The organism is Paraburkholderia sediminicola (genome assembly GCF_046030555.1).
GTDB classification, from domain to species: Bacteria; Pseudomonadota; Gammaproteobacteria; order Burkholderiales; family Burkholderiaceae; genus Paraburkholderia; species Paraburkholderia sediminicola_E.
The window spans coordinates 302,797-318,122 of record NZ_JAQQCH010000005.1; the positions used below are offsets into that span (position 1 = coordinate 302,797).

Annotated in this window: 15 protein-coding genes; 5 read left to right on the forward strand and 10 right to left on the reverse strand. The window is 63.2% G+C overall.

The genetic code is table 11. The features are described 5' to 3' along the window. Positions 1-13 precede the first annotated feature (13 nt). From argA to proP, 3 genes are all read left to right on the forward strand, one after another. Positions 14-1,402 (forward strand): amino-acid N-acetyltransferase, encoded by a 1,389-nt coding sequence (gene argA / locus PQQ52_RS10665; RefSeq protein WP_408210171.1) that lies wholly within the window; start codon positions 14-16, stop codon positions 1,400-1,402. A 59-nt stretch (positions 1,403-1,461) separates the two neighbouring features. Next, positions 1,462-1,737 carry an oxidative damage protection protein gene (locus PQQ52_RS10670; RefSeq protein WP_074282891.1) on the forward strand — a complete coding sequence of 92 codons (276 nt, stop codon included), beginning with the start codon at positions 1,462-1,464 and terminating at the stop codon, positions 1,735-1,737. A gap of 679 nt (positions 1,738-2,416) precedes the next feature. Then, positions 2,417-3,919 carry a glycine betaine/L-proline transporter ProP gene (gene proP, locus PQQ52_RS10675; RefSeq protein WP_408210174.1) on the forward strand — a complete coding sequence of 501 codons (1,503 nt, stop codon included), beginning with the start codon at positions 2,417-2,419 and terminating at the stop codon, positions 3,917-3,919. Between the two features lie 163 nt (positions 3,920-4,082). Here proP and PQQ52_RS10680 read toward each other — a convergent pair whose 3' ends face one another. The 9 genes from PQQ52_RS10680 to PQQ52_RS10720 form a co-directional block, all read right to left on the reverse strand. Further along, a complete protein-coding gene (locus PQQ52_RS10680; protein ID WP_408210177.1) occupies positions 4,083-4,571 on the reverse strand; it encodes a metallophosphoesterase family protein in 489 nt (162 codons plus the stop codon). A gap of 24 nt (positions 4,572-4,595) precedes the next feature. Continuing rightward, positions 4,596-5,405 carry a hypothetical protein gene (locus PQQ52_RS10685; protein ID WP_408210180.1) on the reverse strand — a complete coding sequence of 270 codons (810 nt, stop codon included), beginning with the start codon at positions 5,403-5,405 and terminating at the stop codon, positions 4,596-4,598. A gap of 2 nt (positions 5,406-5,407) precedes the next feature. After that, positions 5,408-5,983: a TMEM175 family protein gene (locus tag PQQ52_RS10690; protein WP_408210183.1), complete on the reverse strand. Its 576-nt coding sequence runs from the start codon at positions 5,981-5,983 to the stop codon at positions 5,408-5,410. A 165-nt stretch (positions 5,984-6,148) separates the two neighbouring features. Then, positions 6,149-6,535, reverse strand: a complete 387-nt coding sequence (locus PQQ52_RS10695) for a DUF488 domain-containing protein (RefSeq protein WP_408210185.1) — start codon at positions 6,533-6,535, stop codon at positions 6,149-6,151. A 110-nt stretch (positions 6,536-6,645) separates the two neighbouring features. Further along, entirely contained in the window at positions 6,646-6,963 is a 318-nt protein-coding gene (locus PQQ52_RS10700; protein ID WP_408210188.1) for a hypothetical protein, read from the reverse strand. A 148-nt stretch (positions 6,964-7,111) separates the two neighbouring features. Next, positions 7,112-8,512: an FAD-containing oxidoreductase gene (locus tag PQQ52_RS10705; RefSeq protein WP_408210190.1), complete on the reverse strand. Its 1,401-nt coding sequence runs from the start codon at positions 8,510-8,512 to the stop codon at positions 7,112-7,114. Positions 8,513-8,698: 186 nt separating this feature from the next. After that, the gene (locus tag PQQ52_RS10710) at positions 8,699-8,887 is read right to left on the reverse strand and encodes a hypothetical protein (RefSeq protein ID WP_323044297.1); all 189 of its coding nucleotides are present in this window, start codon (positions 8,885-8,887) and stop codon (positions 8,699-8,701) included. A gap of 250 nt (positions 8,888-9,137) precedes the next feature. Continuing rightward, entirely contained in the window at positions 9,138-11,447 is a 2,310-nt protein-coding gene (locus tag PQQ52_RS10715; RefSeq protein WP_408210193.1) for a putative bifunctional diguanylate cyclase/phosphodiesterase, read from the reverse strand. Between the two features lie 307 nt (positions 11,448-11,754). Further along, complete coding sequence (locus PQQ52_RS10720; protein ID WP_408210196.1) at positions 11,755-12,321, reverse strand: DUF4865 family protein; 567 nt, start codon at positions 12,319-12,321, stop codon at positions 11,755-11,757. 95 nt (positions 12,322-12,416) lie between these two features. Here PQQ52_RS10720 and PQQ52_RS10725 point away from each other — a divergent pair, with 95 nt between their 5' ends. Further along, positions 12,417-13,280 carry a LysR family transcriptional regulator gene (locus PQQ52_RS10725; RefSeq protein ID WP_408210199.1) on the forward strand — a complete coding sequence of 288 codons (864 nt, stop codon included), beginning with the start codon at positions 12,417-12,419 and terminating at the stop codon, positions 13,278-13,280. A 175-nt stretch (positions 13,281-13,455) separates the two neighbouring features. Here PQQ52_RS10725 and PQQ52_RS10730 read toward each other — a convergent pair whose 3' ends face one another. Continuing rightward, entirely contained in the window at positions 13,456-14,439 is a 984-nt protein-coding gene (locus PQQ52_RS10730) for an SH3 domain-containing protein (protein WP_408210202.1), read from the reverse strand. Positions 14,440-14,770: 331 nt separating this feature from the next. Between PQQ52_RS10730 and PQQ52_RS10735 the strand changes: the two genes are divergently transcribed. Then, positions 14,771-15,325, forward strand: a complete 555-nt coding sequence (locus tag PQQ52_RS10735; RefSeq protein WP_408210204.1) for a lysozyme inhibitor LprI family protein — start codon at positions 14,771-14,773, stop codon at positions 15,323-15,325. Position 15,326 lies beyond the last annotated feature (1 nt).

Genomic DNA, 15,326 nt, shown 5'->3' on the forward strand with positions numbered 1-15,326 from the left:
TATAATCCCCGGCATGAATTCCCAAACCGACCTCGTCCCCGCGCCCGCGAGCGCTCCGGCCCCCGCCGGAGCAACGGAAGACCTCGCCCAGCACGCGCAATTCGTCGACTGGATGCGCTCAGTCGCCCCTTACATCCATGCGTTCCGTAACAAGACGTTCGTCGTCGGTTTCGGCGGCGAGGTGGTGCACCAGGGGCTCCTGAACGCACTCGTGTCCGATATCGCGCTGCTGCAGGCCATGGGCATCCAGATCGTTCTGGTGCACGGCTCGCGACCGCAGGTCGAAGAGCAGATGAGCCTGCATGGCGTGGAGTCCGAGTTTTCGCACGGCATGCGCATTACCGACGCGCGTGCTTTGGAGTCCGCGAAAGAAGCGGCCGGCGAAGTGCGTCTGGATATCGAGGCGGCGATCAGCCAGGGCTTGCCGAACACGCCAATGGCGCACGCGCACATCAGCGTGGTGTCGGGCAACTTCGTGACGGCGCGCCCGGTCGGCATTCTGGACGGCGTCGATTTCGCCCACACCGGCGTGGTGCGTAAGATCGACGCGGATTCGATCCGTCATTCGCTCGCGAGCCGCAAGCTCGTGCTGCTCTCGCCGCTCGGCTTCTCGCCGACTGGCGAGGCATTCAATCTGTCGATGGAAGACGTCGCCTCCGCCGCCGCGATCGCGCTGCGCGCCGACAAGATCGTGTTCCTGACCGAAACGCCGGGCCTGATGGAAACCGGCGAAAACGGGCCCGAACTGGTCCGCGAACTGTCGCTCGACGACGCCTACAAGCTGCATGAAAGCGGCGAAGTCACCGGCGACGCAGGCTTTTATCTGAAGCACTCGATCCGTGCCTGCCGCGGCGGCGTCGCTCGGGCCCATATCATCCCCTACGCGCTCGACGGCAGCCTGCTGCTCGAACTGTTCCTGCACGACGGCGTGGGCACGATGATCTCGTACGAGAACCTCGAAAGCCTGCGCGAAGCCACGCCAGACGATGTCGGCGGTATTCTCTCGCTGATTGAGCCGCTCGAATCCGACGGCACGCTGGTACGGCGAGGCCGCCACCAGATCGAACGCGACATCGACCATTTCTCGGTGATCGAGCACGATGGCGTACTGTTTGGCTGCGCGGCGCTGTACCCGTATCCGCAGGAGCGCATCGGCGAAATGGCCTGCCTGACGGTCGCGCCGGAAGCGCAAGGCACCGGCGACGGCGAGCGCCTGCTCAAGCGCATCGAACAACGCGCGCGAGCACGCGGCCTCACGCGGATTTTCGTGCTCACCACGCGCACCGAACACTGGTTCCTCAAGCGCGGCTTCGTCAAGGTCACGGTCGACGACCTGCCTGAAGACCGCCGCCGACTCTACAACTGGCAGCGCAAGTCTCTCGTGCTGATGAAACAGCTCTGAGCGTCCCCATATAAAGCGACTGCCCGCCCCACATACATCGATTACAGGAGAAGCACAGCATGACTCGTATGGTTCAATGCGCGAAGCTCGGCAAGGAAGCCGAAGGTCTCGATTTCCCGCCGCTGCCGGGCGAACTCGGCAAGCGGATCTACGAAGGCATTTCGAAGGAAGCCTGGCAGGCCTGGTTGAAGCAGCAAACCATGCTGATCAACGAAAACCGCCTCAATATGGCTGATCCGCGCGCACGTCAATATTTGATGAAGCAGACCGAAAAGTTCTTCTTCGGCGAAGGCGCGGATACGGCGCAGGGTTATGTGCCGCCGGCAGCTGAGTAATAAACGCTTTCGACTGCACGCCAGTATTGGCGATCAGCCGTATGAAAAAACCGCGCCGCGTGCGCGGTTTTTTTTCGCCTGTCTGGCGCGTTTTTAAGTCTTTTTTCATACCGCTGCAATCCGCTCAATCCCCCACCCCGCAAGGGATTGAGTACCGTCCCCAAGCCTCCCGCTCGATTCCGGGTTTGCGCGATCCTCGGTCATCGTGCTATCATGTTCATCGTTCCAACAGCATTTCACCTTCATTCACGTTCTTTTGACAGTGGTTTATGGCGCCATGTGGTGCCTTGCAGTGCCGGTTTCTCCGCACGCCACCCTGTCGAATTGAACAGTTTTTATACAAGAAGGCTTGTCGGTCGTTTCCCCGCCTGATCTCATCCCATGAGCGGCGATCCAGCACCGGCCTTTTTCGTTTCGAGCCTTCCAGCGGCGCATGGGCCAGCTTTCAGCCACCCCAGCGTCCTCATGCATCTGCCCCCCTTCCACGGCCACGCAGATGCAACAGTCAGCACAATCTAGACGAGTGTTTTTTCGCGAATCGTTCGCGAGGCACGGGCGTTTTATTTTCTTTTGCGCGCCCATTTCCTCTATCGCCCCTCCGGCGAAAGAGACGCCATCGCCATCGCTCGCGAAACTGCACTTCCCCAGCACCCGTGGCGGAACGTTCATGCGCGTTTTCATGAGTTTCGTCGCAGTCATTGGAGTTTTCACCTTGACCGCTTCCAGCAACGGCTTCTGGCGACATCACAAAGAAGAACAACGCCTCTCACTCGACGACATCACCGTCGTCGACAAATCTCTCCTCAAGCGGGCTGTCGGCGCCATGGCGCTCGGCAACGCGATGGAATGGTTCGATTTCGGCGTGTACAGCTACATTGCTGTCACGCTCGGCAAAGTGTTCTTCCCGTCGGCGAGTCCGGCCGCGCAGTTGATCGCCACCTTCGGCACGTTTGCCGCGGCGTTCCTCGTACGCCCGGTCGGCGGCATGGTGTTCGGGCCGCTGGGCGATCGCATCGGCCGTCAGCGCGTACTGGCGATGACGATGATCATGATGGCGCTCGGCACCTTCGCGATCGGCCTGATTCCGAGCTACACGACGATCGGCATTTTCGCGCCGGTGTTGCTGCTGGTCGCACGCCTCGTGCAAGGCTTCTCGACCGGGGGTGAATACGGCGGCGCCGCCACCTTCATTGCCGAATTCTCGACGGACAAGCGCCGTGGTTTCATGGGCAGCTTCCTCGAGTTCGGCACACTGATCGGCTATGTGCTCGGCGCGGGTACGGTCGCGGTTCTGACGGCAACGCTGTCGAACGATGCGCTGCTCTCCTGGGGATGGCGTGTGCCGTTCCTGATCGCGGGTCCGTTGGGTCTGGTCGGTCTGTACATCCGGATGAAGCTCGAAGAAACGCCTGCGTTCAAGAAGCAGGCTGAACAACGCGAAGCTGAAGACAAAGCGCTCCCGACGCAATCTTTCCGCGAGTTGCTCATGCAGCAATGGAAGCCGCTTCTGCTGTGCGTCGGCCTCGTGCTGATCTTCAACGTCACCGATTACATGGCGCTCTCGTATCTGCCGAGCTATCTGTCGGCCACCCTGCACTTCAACGAAACGCACGGCCTCTTTCTCGTGCTGCTCGTGATGGTCCTGATGATGCCGATGACGCTGGCAGCCGGCCATCTGTCCGACACGATCGGCCGCAAGCCGGTGATGCTGTTCGGCTGCGTGGGTCTGTTCGCGCTGTCGATTCCCGCGCTACTGCTGATTCGCATGGGCACGGTGCTGCCGGTGTTCGGCGGCCTGATGATTCTCGGCGTGCTGCTGTCGTGCTTCACCGGCGTGATGCCGTCTGCACTGCCGGCGCTGTTCCCGACGAAGATTCGCTATGGTGCGCTCGCGATCGGCTTCAATATTTCGGTGTCGCTGTTCGGCGGAACGACGCCGCTCGTGACGGCATGGCTGGTCAATAGCACCGGCAATCTGATGATGCCCGCGTACTACCTGATGGGCGCGTCGCTGATCGGAATCGTGTCGGTGTTCGCACTGCGTGAAACGGCTCGCAAGCCGTTGCTCGGCTCGGGTCCGTGTGTCGCAACGCGTGCGGAAGCGCATGCAGTGCTGCGCGGCGAGCGTCAGGCGGCGGAGATGGATGAAAGTTACGCTGTTGCTGCTACGGCGCGTGCCTGATTCTGGGTTGCGCGGGAGCTAGCCGCCGGAAGTTGTACGCGTGTCATCCGCGTTGGCGGTTGGCGGTTGGCGGTTGGCGGTTGGCGGTTGGCGGTTGGCAACCACAGTAATTCGCGTTAGCGTGTCCGAAAACGGGCCGGCAGATTTTTGCCGGCCCGTTTTTTCATGTCACCAGAGAATCGAACGTCGCACTTGCATGCGCACCTTCGATAATTAGCATGCCAGCGGAAATCGGCAACTTGAACCGCCTGGGTCCAGCACTGCCTGGATTGACGAACAGCACGCCGTCGCGCTCGCTGATCGCGGGCTTGTGCGAGTGCCCAGTTACGACCACGTCGATGCCTTCACGACACGGATCGTCGCCCACATCGGCGATGTCATGCACGACGAGGATCGTCACCTGTTGCACGGTCAGCTTGACGTGCGTCGGTAACGAGGCGACCGGTTCTTCAATGTCATTATTGCCGCGCACCGCTGTGACCGGTGCGATCTGCGCAAGTGCATCCAGCACCGCCTGATTGCAGATATCGCCCGCGTGGATGATCGCATCGCAGCCTGCGAGGTACTGCAGGGCTTCAGGACGCACGAGGTTGTGCGTGTCGGAGATCAGGCCGATTCGGGTGGCTGGGGGGCTTTGGGTACGCGAAGTCATGATGCCAGTATCGGCCAAACCGCCTCAGTCTGCCGACTGCTGTTCGGCAAGCTCCCGCGACAACGCCTGCACTGGCCGCTTCGCGCGAAGCAACCGCCCGGTCATCCCCTGCGCCACCATCGACACCACCGCCGCACACCCAAAGCTCAGCCACACGCCGTAATGTGGCAGCATCGCCGCGGTCACGGCGAAGAACGCTGCAAACGAGCCGCGGCCAATCACCATGCCGCGCATCAACAGCGCGACGAAGTCCGCGCCATGCGCTCGCTGGGCCGACACCGCGAGCACGATGCCGAGCAATGGAAACACGGACAACAGTCCGCTCCACATCGCACCCATCGACGCGGACAGTGTGGTCACCGCAACCGTCAGCAGCGCACCGGCGAGCATGCGCAGCGCAAGTTCGCCGAGCCCAAGGCGCACCGTCGGCACGGGGGCCGTGACGCGCGGCAAACCGTTCTGAGAAATGGCAACAGCGACGCAGGCCGCCGCCACCGCCCAGACCAGTCCACCCGGTAAATGCGTGAGCAGCATCGCGACGCCAACCCATCCGAGCATGCCGGCCATCAGTGCAAGCGACCACGCTGACCGCCGGCAAGTCCACGCATACGCAAAATTGAACGCCTCGGATGCGGCTATGGCCGCGATCGATGCCGCCGACGCCAGCGCCGCGAACGCCGGCCCACGCTCCAACGCGAGCAACAGCACGATCGGGCCGGCCACGACCGGCAGTCCTGCCAGCCATCCCGCCACCGACGGTCCCCATACGCGCCCCGCCACGGTCAGCGCGGCGAGAAACGCCGGCACCAGCGCGAGCTTGAGCGTAAGCAACATGCTTACGCTTCCATCAGGTGTTCGATGCGCCGGTCGGGCACCAGCCACCACGCCGCAGCCAGCGTATAGAGCGCAGCCGAGAGCCACGGCTGGACGAATGCCAGCACGATACCCGCCAGATAGATGACGACCGAGACCTTGCCCTTGAAGTCGTTGCCGAGCGCTTTCGCAATCGTCGACTCCGTGCCGTGCTCGCGGATCAGCACGCGGGTCAGAATGAAATAGGCAATCGCCGACATGAACAGCACGGCGCCGTACATCGCGGTCGGCCACGAAGCCAGATGGTTTTCGCCGACCCAATGGGTGACGGCCGGCAGCAGCGACAACCAGAACAGCAGATGGAGATTGGCCCAGAGCACCGCGCCGTTGACCCGCTGCACGGCATGGAACATGTGGTGATGATTGTTCCAGTAGATACCGACGTAGATAAAACTCAGCACGTAAGCGCAGAACACGGGGATCACGGGGCGCAGCGCGGCGAGATCGTTGCCTTCAGGCACCTTCAATTCGAGCACCATGATCGTGATGATGATGGCGATCACGCCATCGCTGAAGGCTTCGACGCGTCCCTTACCCATCGGTCGGTTTCCTGATTCTGTAATTGCGATTGTGAAGAGATGAGCTTGCCGGCGTGGCGCACCGCGATTGCGAGCCGGACCCGGAGTATGCCGAGCATGCACGCTGGCGATTATCGGCGATGACAATGGGACTTGTCGAATGCAGACCAGCCGCGTCCGCATACATCACCTGATCAGCGCACCCCGCTCGTCCAGCAACTGACGAAGAATGCTGCGATGGCACCGGCTTTCGTCTTCGCAATAGCAGCCGATGGAAAAGTGCGTCGTTTTTGACAATGCGGCAAGCAGGTCCAACACCTTGCTGGCATCGCCACCATTCATCTCCGCCCGGAATTTTTTCGCAAACGCGGCCCAATCAGCGTTGCTGGTGACCGCCTTGGCCTCTTTCACTAACGCTGGATCAGGTGACAGGTTAGGCAGCCACACATCGTAGTAGTCGCGGCTGCTGAATTCCGTCCGCGGTACGCCCCGCGGCGGTCGCCGAACGGTACCAATACGCACCCCTTCGTCGGCTGCCCTTGGCGACCCAAGCCGGACGACGCTAATGCTCATGCCTTCTCCCTGATGAACGATCGGCTGCTATCGGGCAAAACGAAGTCCTCACTCCGTACAAGGTCGATGGGCCGATACGCTTCAATCGCCGGTGGCTCCGTCATGCGGGCTCAGCGCTTGAATCCCTTCATGGCCTCGATTTCCATGGCCGCGTTCCGCTCTTCGCTCGCTTCGATCGGGTCCATCGCTTCGTCGATCGATGCGGCCGCGCGTTCCGTGGCGGCTCTCGTTTCGTCGAAAGTGGAATCGAGATCGGCGTCGTCGTCGCCCGGGGGCTCCAGCATGTCGCGAAGCATGGACGCCAGCTCAGGTGTGTCCCACGCCGCGCCCTGTTGCTTCTGCCTCTTGATGTAGTGTCTGACTTCCGCGTCTTGTTCCGGGGTCAAAGGAAGACCGTGAAAAGTGCTTTTAGGGTCGGTACTAGTCATGATTTTGCTCCAGGATACGTCCCACTTCGAGTGTAATCCTGTTATGGCGACGCGATCTCAGCGATTGGTCATTCCTGGCAACCGGTTCACTGTGCGTTTTCGCCCGCGGCACACGTCACGTCGCCCGGTTGACCGTCCGGTACACCGCTTATTTCATCGGCTTGAGCCCATCAAGCAAAGTCGGCACCAGTTCGCTGATGGTTGGATGAATATGCATGGCGTACTGCAGCGTCGGATACGGCGCCCCGGCCGTCATGATGTCGATGAACGTATGCAGCGCTTCGTCGCCTTCAATGCCATGGATCGCCGCGCCGAGAATCTGCTTGCTCTTTGCGTCGACCATCACCTTCATGAAACCGTCGGTCTCGCCGCGCTCGCGGGCGCGGCCCACCCGTGTCATCGGCATGGTCGCGATCAGCGCGTCGCGGCCGGCCTTGCGCACGTCGGCCTCCGAGAGCCCCACGCGCGCGAGCGGCGGGTCGACGAACACCGCATACGCCATGATTCGCGAATCGACACTGCGCGAGCCACCGTCGAGCAGATTGGCCGCGACGATATGGAAATCATCGTAAGAGGTGTGGGTAAAGGCGCCGCGTCCGTTGATGTCGCCGATCGCCCAGATGCCCGGCACATTGGTGCGCAACTGGCCGTCGACGGGAATCGTGCCGTGCCTGTCCGTCGCGACGCCGGCGGCGGCAAGGCCGAGGTCGTCGGTATTCGGTTCGCGGCCGGTGGCGAACAGCAAGTGCGATGCTTCGAGCGCGGGAATGTTCTGCTCAAAGCCGATACACACCTCGTTCTCGTGATGCGGATGCGGTTCGACCCGCGAGGGCTGCACGCCGAAGACAAACTCGACGCCTTCGCGCGCCAGCACCTTCTGGACGGAATCGGCGAAGTCGGCATCCTCGCGCGTGAGCACGCGTTCGCCGCGCACCAGCACCGTCACCCGGCTGCCGAAGCGGCGAAAAATCTGTGCGAATTCGAGCGCGATATAGCTGCCGCCGACAATCGCCAGATGGCCCGGCAACTCGGTTAACTCAAGCAGATTCGAGTTGGTGTAGTAGCGAATCCGCTCGAGCCCGTCGAGCGGCGGCACGACTGCGCGCGTGCCGGTATTGATGAAAATTTCGTCGGCGCTGAGTTCATCGAGCACCGCGCCGTCCGGGCCGATAACAGCGAGCGTATGGGCGCCGGTGAAGCGTGCATGGCCGTTGAAGACAGTGACGTTATCCGCGCCGCGCAGCCATTTCTCGACGCCATCGCGCGATTGGCCGACGATCCCGTCCTTGCGCGCCTTGACCGCTGCCAGATCGACGCTGACCGCACCGCTCACCTGCACGCCCAGCTCCGCGGCGTGGCGCGCCGCGTGGGCCGTACGGGCACTGGCCACATACGACTTGGTCGGCGTGCAGCCCACATTCACGCAAGTCCCGCCGAAGGCCGCACGTTCGATGACCGCGGTTTTTCGGCCGCTTTCACCGAGGCGGACAGCGAGCGGCGCACCGCCTTGTCCCGTGCCGATCACGACTGCGTCGAAGTGCTGTGGCATGGCAGATCTCCCGAGGCTGCGGTGCTGGTCGTAGCATCTTACCCTCAGCGCCTCGGGTTGCCTTTATCGCCCCTTCCTCGTTGATTCTGTCGCGCTCTGTAAGGTCCGCGCGCCGCCTTGCGACCTGTTTTCGGCTCGCACGGGACCGGCGACAGTCGATTGAATGGAAATTGCGCCTGATTGTGTTCAGGCGTGGCAATGCACGGCGCAGATCAATTCGCGCGAACGTTGCAGTGCCGCCTGCGCACCGCGCGTCGCAACAACCCAGCCGACCTGCCCGAGGTTGAAATCCTGCGACACCATCACCTGCATGAGGGCAACCATCGGCAAGACCACCGATGGCCGGTAAAGCTGATTCTTGATCAAGGCTGGCATAACGGCTCCCACCGCGCGGGGCCGCTTTGGCACGGCGCTGAATTTACATTTCGATGGGAGAATTTTAGAGAAACAGGGAGCGCGGATAAATACCGGGAACGCGAAGGCACTTGTTTGCAAAACTGAACAATCGAGTCTGATGCCCGCAGCGGAGGGATCGATTTGTTGTATTAACCCGCCCGGTGACGCGGGTTAGCCCCGCCAGCGCCTGCGACCATGGCCGGAGGGGTCAGAGAGGTATCAGCAACAGTCATGAAGCCCCGGCCAGCCCCATCTGAGCGTCACACAAACTCCGCGCATAAGCACTCGCCCCAACCGGCCGGCTATAAAAATACCCTTGCTGCTTGTCGCAGGCGATCCCGCGCAAAAACGCCGCCTGCTCGGCGGTCTCCACGCCTTCAGCCGTGACATTCATGCCTAGCGAATGGGCCATCGCCACCACCGCCTGGGTGATCGCGATCGAATCGCGATGATCCGGCAAGCCCGCGACGAAGGAACGATCGATCTTCAGGTTATGCAGCGGAAATCGCTTCAAATACGACAGCGACGAATATCCGGTGCCGAAATCGTCGACGGAAATCCGCACGCCCATCGCGCTCAACGCGCTCAGCATCGGCAGCACGGCGTCGCTGTCGCTCATCAACAGCCGCTCGGTAATCTCCAGTTCCAGCGCCTCCGGCTCGAGCCCGGACTGCTCCAGACAACGCTCGATCCGCTCCACGAGGCCGTTTTTGAACTGACGCGGCGACAGATTCACCGCGACGATCAACTCCGGCGCCAGCGTGCGCCGCCATTGCGCGACCTGCTCGCAGGCCCGGGCCAGCACCCAGGAACCGATCTCGACGATCAGACCGGCGTCTTCGGCCACGGGGATGAATTCCACCGGCGAAACATTGCCCAATTCGGCGTTGTACCAGCGCAGCAGCGCTTCGGCGCCGATCGTGCGGCCGCATTGGCTGTCGACGATCGGCTGATACACGAGGCTCAGTTCGTCGGTGGCAAGCGCACGCCGCAACGCCTGCTCTATCATGAAGCGGCGTTGCAGATGCTGATTCAGCTCGACCGTGAAGAACTGAAAATTGTTACGTCCGCATTGTTTCGCGTGGTACATCGCCGAGTCGGCGTTGCGCATTAGCGTGGGGACGTCCTGCCCGTCGTCGGGAAAGAGACTGATGCCGATCGACGCACCCATGTAGTACTCGTTGTCCGCCACCGCGAACGGCACGGCGATCATGTCGAGAATGCGCTGGGCGAGCGCGATCAGATGACCCGTGTTTTCGTAAGCGCTGACCACGATCACGAACTCGTCGCCCCCCACACGCGCGAGCGTGTCGTTCCGCGCGACACACGCCGACAACCGCTGCGCCACACTGCATAGAAGCGCATCCCCGGCCTCGTGACCGGCGGTGTCGTTGACCTTCTTGAAACCGTCCAGATCGACAAACAGCACAGCGACCCGCGCCAGCTCGCCCATTCCGGCCACGCCACCCGGCGCGAACAGATCGCGCATTCGCTCGGCCAGGTAGGCGCGGTTGTAGAGACCGGTAAGTGGATCGCGGGTGGCCAGAAACTTGAGCTGTCGTTGCGCCTCGCGCACCGGCCCGATGTCGGTAAACGAGATCAGCACTGAACCGGGTTCGCTGTCGCCCGGTTTGATGATCGGCACGACATTTTCAGTAATCCAGATGACATCGCCGTCGATCAGCTCCAGACCGATCGTGACGCCAAGCATGGGTTTGCCGGATGCCAGCACCTGAGTGGTCGGCCGATCAGCCTCGGTGACGATAGAACCGTCCTCGTGATAGGCGCGCACCATGACCGTCAGAATGTCGTGGCCGATCAGTTCGGCGCTCGCCCGCAGAATGCGTTGCGCACTCGGATTGCAGGCCAGCACCACGCCGTCGCGCGACTGCACGATGATGCCTTCGTTCAGATGGTTCACAACCAGCCGGTGATGCTCTTCACTGTGCGCGAGACGTTGCGCCATGGCGTCCTGATGGACGGCGAGACCGACACTGTGGCCGATATCGTAGAGCATCGCCGCTTCTTCCGCGCTCGGTCGGCGCGAGGTGCGATGGTAGACCGCGAACGCGCCCAGCACCGTGCCGGCATCGTTTTCAAATGGCACCGACCAGCACGCGCGCAAACCGATTGGCAAGGCAAGGTGCCGGAAATTGACCCACAGCGGATCGGTTTCGATATCTTCGACGGCGACCATGCGCCGCTCGTACATCGCGGTGCCGCAAGACCCCACCCCTGGGCCGATCGCGGCGCCGTCGATCGCGGCGCTAAAGTGCGCCGGCAGCGAGGGTGCGCCGCCCACTCTCGCGTGCACGCCGTCGGCGTCCAGCAACAGGATCGAACAGGACGCACCGTCGCCGAGCAGCGCTTCCGCGCGGCGGCATACTTCATCGAGCAATTCCGGCAGCGGCGTGTTGCGGGTAATCAGCCGCAACACCGTACGCTCCGACGCCAGCACCCCCTCGGCCAGATTCGGCCGGTAGCGGGTGCCCTCAGGCGTTGCTCCCATCGTCGAATCTGATGTCGCTTCGCGTGTCATTTGTGCGCCCCCTAACCCCACATCGGCAAGTTAGTGTACGCGGCGCACCGGGGTTTACGCGAGACCGGCGCACATTAATCGCGATGCATGGCGCGAAGTGCACGACTGTCCGGCTACCGGGTCAGCCAATGAAGCGACAGCACCATTAATCCGGCGCATCCGGCGATTGCACCGGCCGTCAGCGCCAGCCCTGTCAGGTGGGCGGCCAATGCCACGCGGGCAACGAGCGGCGCGGGCGGACAAGACACCGCCCGCGCCGCTGTCGAACCCGTTTCGCCCACCCTACTGTTTGATATGCCGCCCTCTCTCACTTCAGGCTCGCGATGCCCGGACGCGCAAGATGCAGCACCTCGTAGACCGTGCGGCCCGCCGCGGCGACCGGCGCCGCCGCCGATAGCGTGAGGCGGATCAGCTTCCAGTTGGCGACATCGAGTGCGGAGACCACGACCACCGCATCGTCCTGCTCCGCGATACGACGGTTCTGTGCGGTAAGCACGGCGCGCAACTCGGCGCGGTTGTCCTGCTCGCCGATCGGCTGCTCGTCGCGATACAACGCGAGCGCGTGGTGCGCCGGTCCTTTGCGGGCATCGAGCGGCAGCCAGGTTTCGACGTCGGGACGGCCGAAGTCGTTGATCACGTTCTGAAAGCGCGAACCCATGAAAAAGTCGGCGGTTTGCTCGACATCGAGCCATAGATACACCGAGGCGTAAACGTTCGCAGTGGCGCCATAGCGGCCGCGCTCACGGACGACGAACGCCTTGAATCCCAGCCCTTCAGTCGCGTCCCACAGCGGGCCGCGCCGTGTCGCACGTTCGCGGATGATCCCCATGTCGTAACTGGAAGGCAAACGGTGCGAATACTGTTTGGCAAGCATGGCGAACTCCTCGTGGTTTCGACTGATTGCGAGCTTGCGCCGCAGCGGTCATTACAGCAAGATATGGTGTTTTATATCTGCGATAAAGTTTCAATATGGCCGCGCTCTCCCGTCCTCTCGATCTGGATGCGATCCAGGCCTTCGTGCTGGTTGCGGATCTCGGCAGCTTCACGCGCGCCGCCGAAGTCATGGACACCTCGCAAGCCGCGATGAGCCTCAAGCTCAAACGGCTCGAAGAGCGTTTGGGCTACCGCTTGCTGGAGCGCACGCCGCGGGTGGTGAGGCTCTCGCCGCGCGGCGACGTGTTCATCGGCGCCGCCCGGCAACTACTGCTCGCTCATGAGCGAGCGCTGGCTGGGACCGCCGACGCGCCGGAGCGCCGGCTCAAACTGGGCATCAGCGACCACGTGGCGGGGCCCAATCTGCCGGCGTTGCTGGGGCGGCTCGCGGCTTACGATCCGCTGCTCGTCATTGAGGTGCGCATTGCCGCGTCACGCGATGTGCTTGCATGGTTCGAGCGAGGTGAGATCGACGCGGCGATCGGCCGGCGCGAAGGCGATCGCCGCGACGGGCAACTGCTGGCGGAAGAACGGCTTGGCTGGTTCGCGGCGCCGGGCTGGCAACATCGCGAGGGGCAGCCGCTAAAGCTGGCGACGCTCGCCGCGCCGTGTGGGATTCGGGCGATTGCCACGGACGCGCTCGATGCGGCGGGAATTGCCTGGACCGAGGTGTTCGTCGGGGGCGGTGTGATGGCCGTCGGCGCCGCAGTGAGCGCCGGGCTCGCCGTGGCCGCGCTGGCGCAGCGCGTGGCGCCGGCGGGCGCGGTGGATGTCGGCGAGCACCTCGGCTTACCGCCGCTGCCCAACTCGAAAGTGGTACTGCATACGCGGCTTAGCGACCCGCGCTCGCAGGAGACCTTGCGAGCGGTTAGTGCGGCGTTTCTGAACGCGGCGTATTGAAGAAATGCGACGGCTCGCTGTGCCGCCAACGTGGGGACGGCGACGAAGCTACAGCGAGCGCGTCAGGCGGGTTCCGCACGCGCTCGGCAGCGCTGCGGAACCCCTAACCAGGCTCAGGGTCAGGCGAGTCGAGGTGCCATATCCTGGCCTTGGCCCACCTGTGCCGTTACCCCGGTCAGCCACGCTGATCCGGTTGCCGGTTACCTCCGCCACCGCCCTCTTTTCCGCCACCTGAGGGCCTGTCACCGCCGCCTTGCGGGCGGCCACCACCATTGCCACCCGGCGGACGTCCACCTGCATTGCCTGGCTGATCTCCCGGCGGTCGCCCACCCGCGTTGCCCGGCTGACCTCCTGGCGGTCGTCCTCCTGCATTGCCTGGCTGGCCACCCGGCGGTCGTCCGCCCGCGTTGCCCGGCTGACCTCCTGGCGGTCGTCCTCCTGCATTGCCTGGCTGGCCACCCGGCGGCCGTCCTCCCGCGTTACCCGGCTGCCCCCCCGGCGGTCGTCCGCCCGCATTGCCCGGCTGACCTCCCGGCGGTCGTCCGCCCGCGTTGCCCGGCTGACCTCCCGGCGGTCGTCCGCCCGCGTTGCCCGGCTGACCTCCCGGCGGTCGTCCGCCCGCATTACCCGGCTGACCTCCCGGCGGTCGTCCGCCCGCATTACCCGGCTGACCTCCTGGCGGTCGCCCCCCCACGTTCCCCGGCGGACGGCCTCCTGGTGGCCGTCCGGCACCGGGTCTCGGCGGTGGCGGGGGCGGATGATGCGCCCAGCGCGATTGCTGGCCGTACCACGGCCGGCCCCGATAATAATTGCCCCAGTAGGTACCGATCGAAAACGTCACGATCGGCAGCCCGATCACCGTGCCGTAGCTCATCACCGGCACATTGCTGCCCTGATAGGGATAGCTGAGCCGGCCCGCATAAACCCAACCGCGCAGGTTCGGCGCAGCGACGTCACACCATTCGTAATTGCTGATGCAACCCATCACGCTAACCGGGACGCCACCTGGCAACTGCGTCACGACCGGGTAATCGGAAGCAGGCCCGGCACGCACGTTGACCGTGCTGTTCGTGTAAGCCTGCGATTGCGCGGACGCCACTGCTGGCAGAGCCAGCACGCCGACCGCCGCACACATACATCGAACGAGGTGCTGTTTCATTTTTTTCTCCCGTTTTTACGTCCCGCGTTTGCGTGCGCGCCGCTATGGCCCGCATGTATGCCCACCTGCACCCACGTGTGAATGCGTCGGGCCTGGTCGTCGCCTCACGCGGTGTGGCGGCCAGCATGCCTACTCATCCGCAGTTGCAATGCCCATGCCTGAAACCACCCGGCAAATACTTACGGGCTTGCCCTAGCCGTTCCCGTGTGCCTCGCGCAAAGCAAGATTTGGTAATCACCCACCTGAACTCACGCTGTTTTCGAGCGTCTGCGTTCCGGCAACCCGGCCGATCATCCATGGCATGAAAAACCCTTGCACTGCCGGGATCACCATGAAAATTTTCCGCCCCATTCTTGTCGCCGCACTGATGCTCACGCATCTGCCCGCGCACGCTACCAGCTTCGACTGCCACCGGGGACGCTCGCTCACCGAACGGATGATCTGCAACGATCCCGCGCTCGCGAAGCTCGATGACACACTGGGACAACTGTACTGGAAAGTACGGCGGCGAGTCAGCAACCGTCGCGCCTTCCTCGCTGACAGCGACAGCAAGTGGGCGTGGCGGGAAACGAATTGCCGCGATGGGGCGTGTCTGGGGACGTGGTATACGACGCGGATCGAGGAGTTGCAAAGGCTGATCGAAAACATGCAGACAGGAACGCCGGATGTGCCGGCCAATTCGGACACGCCGCGCAAAGCCGTGATGCCCGCGCTACAACAAATCGAAACCGCGATGCTTCAATGCACCGCCGCGAATCCGGGGATCGTTGTGAATGACCAGTGCTCCACTGTGATCAAGCAGAACAACAGTCAGTGGAAATATAAGCCGCACGGCGGCGACTGGTTCTGTGGCCTCGCCACGCTCGCGCCGGTGGAGGGGCAATAGC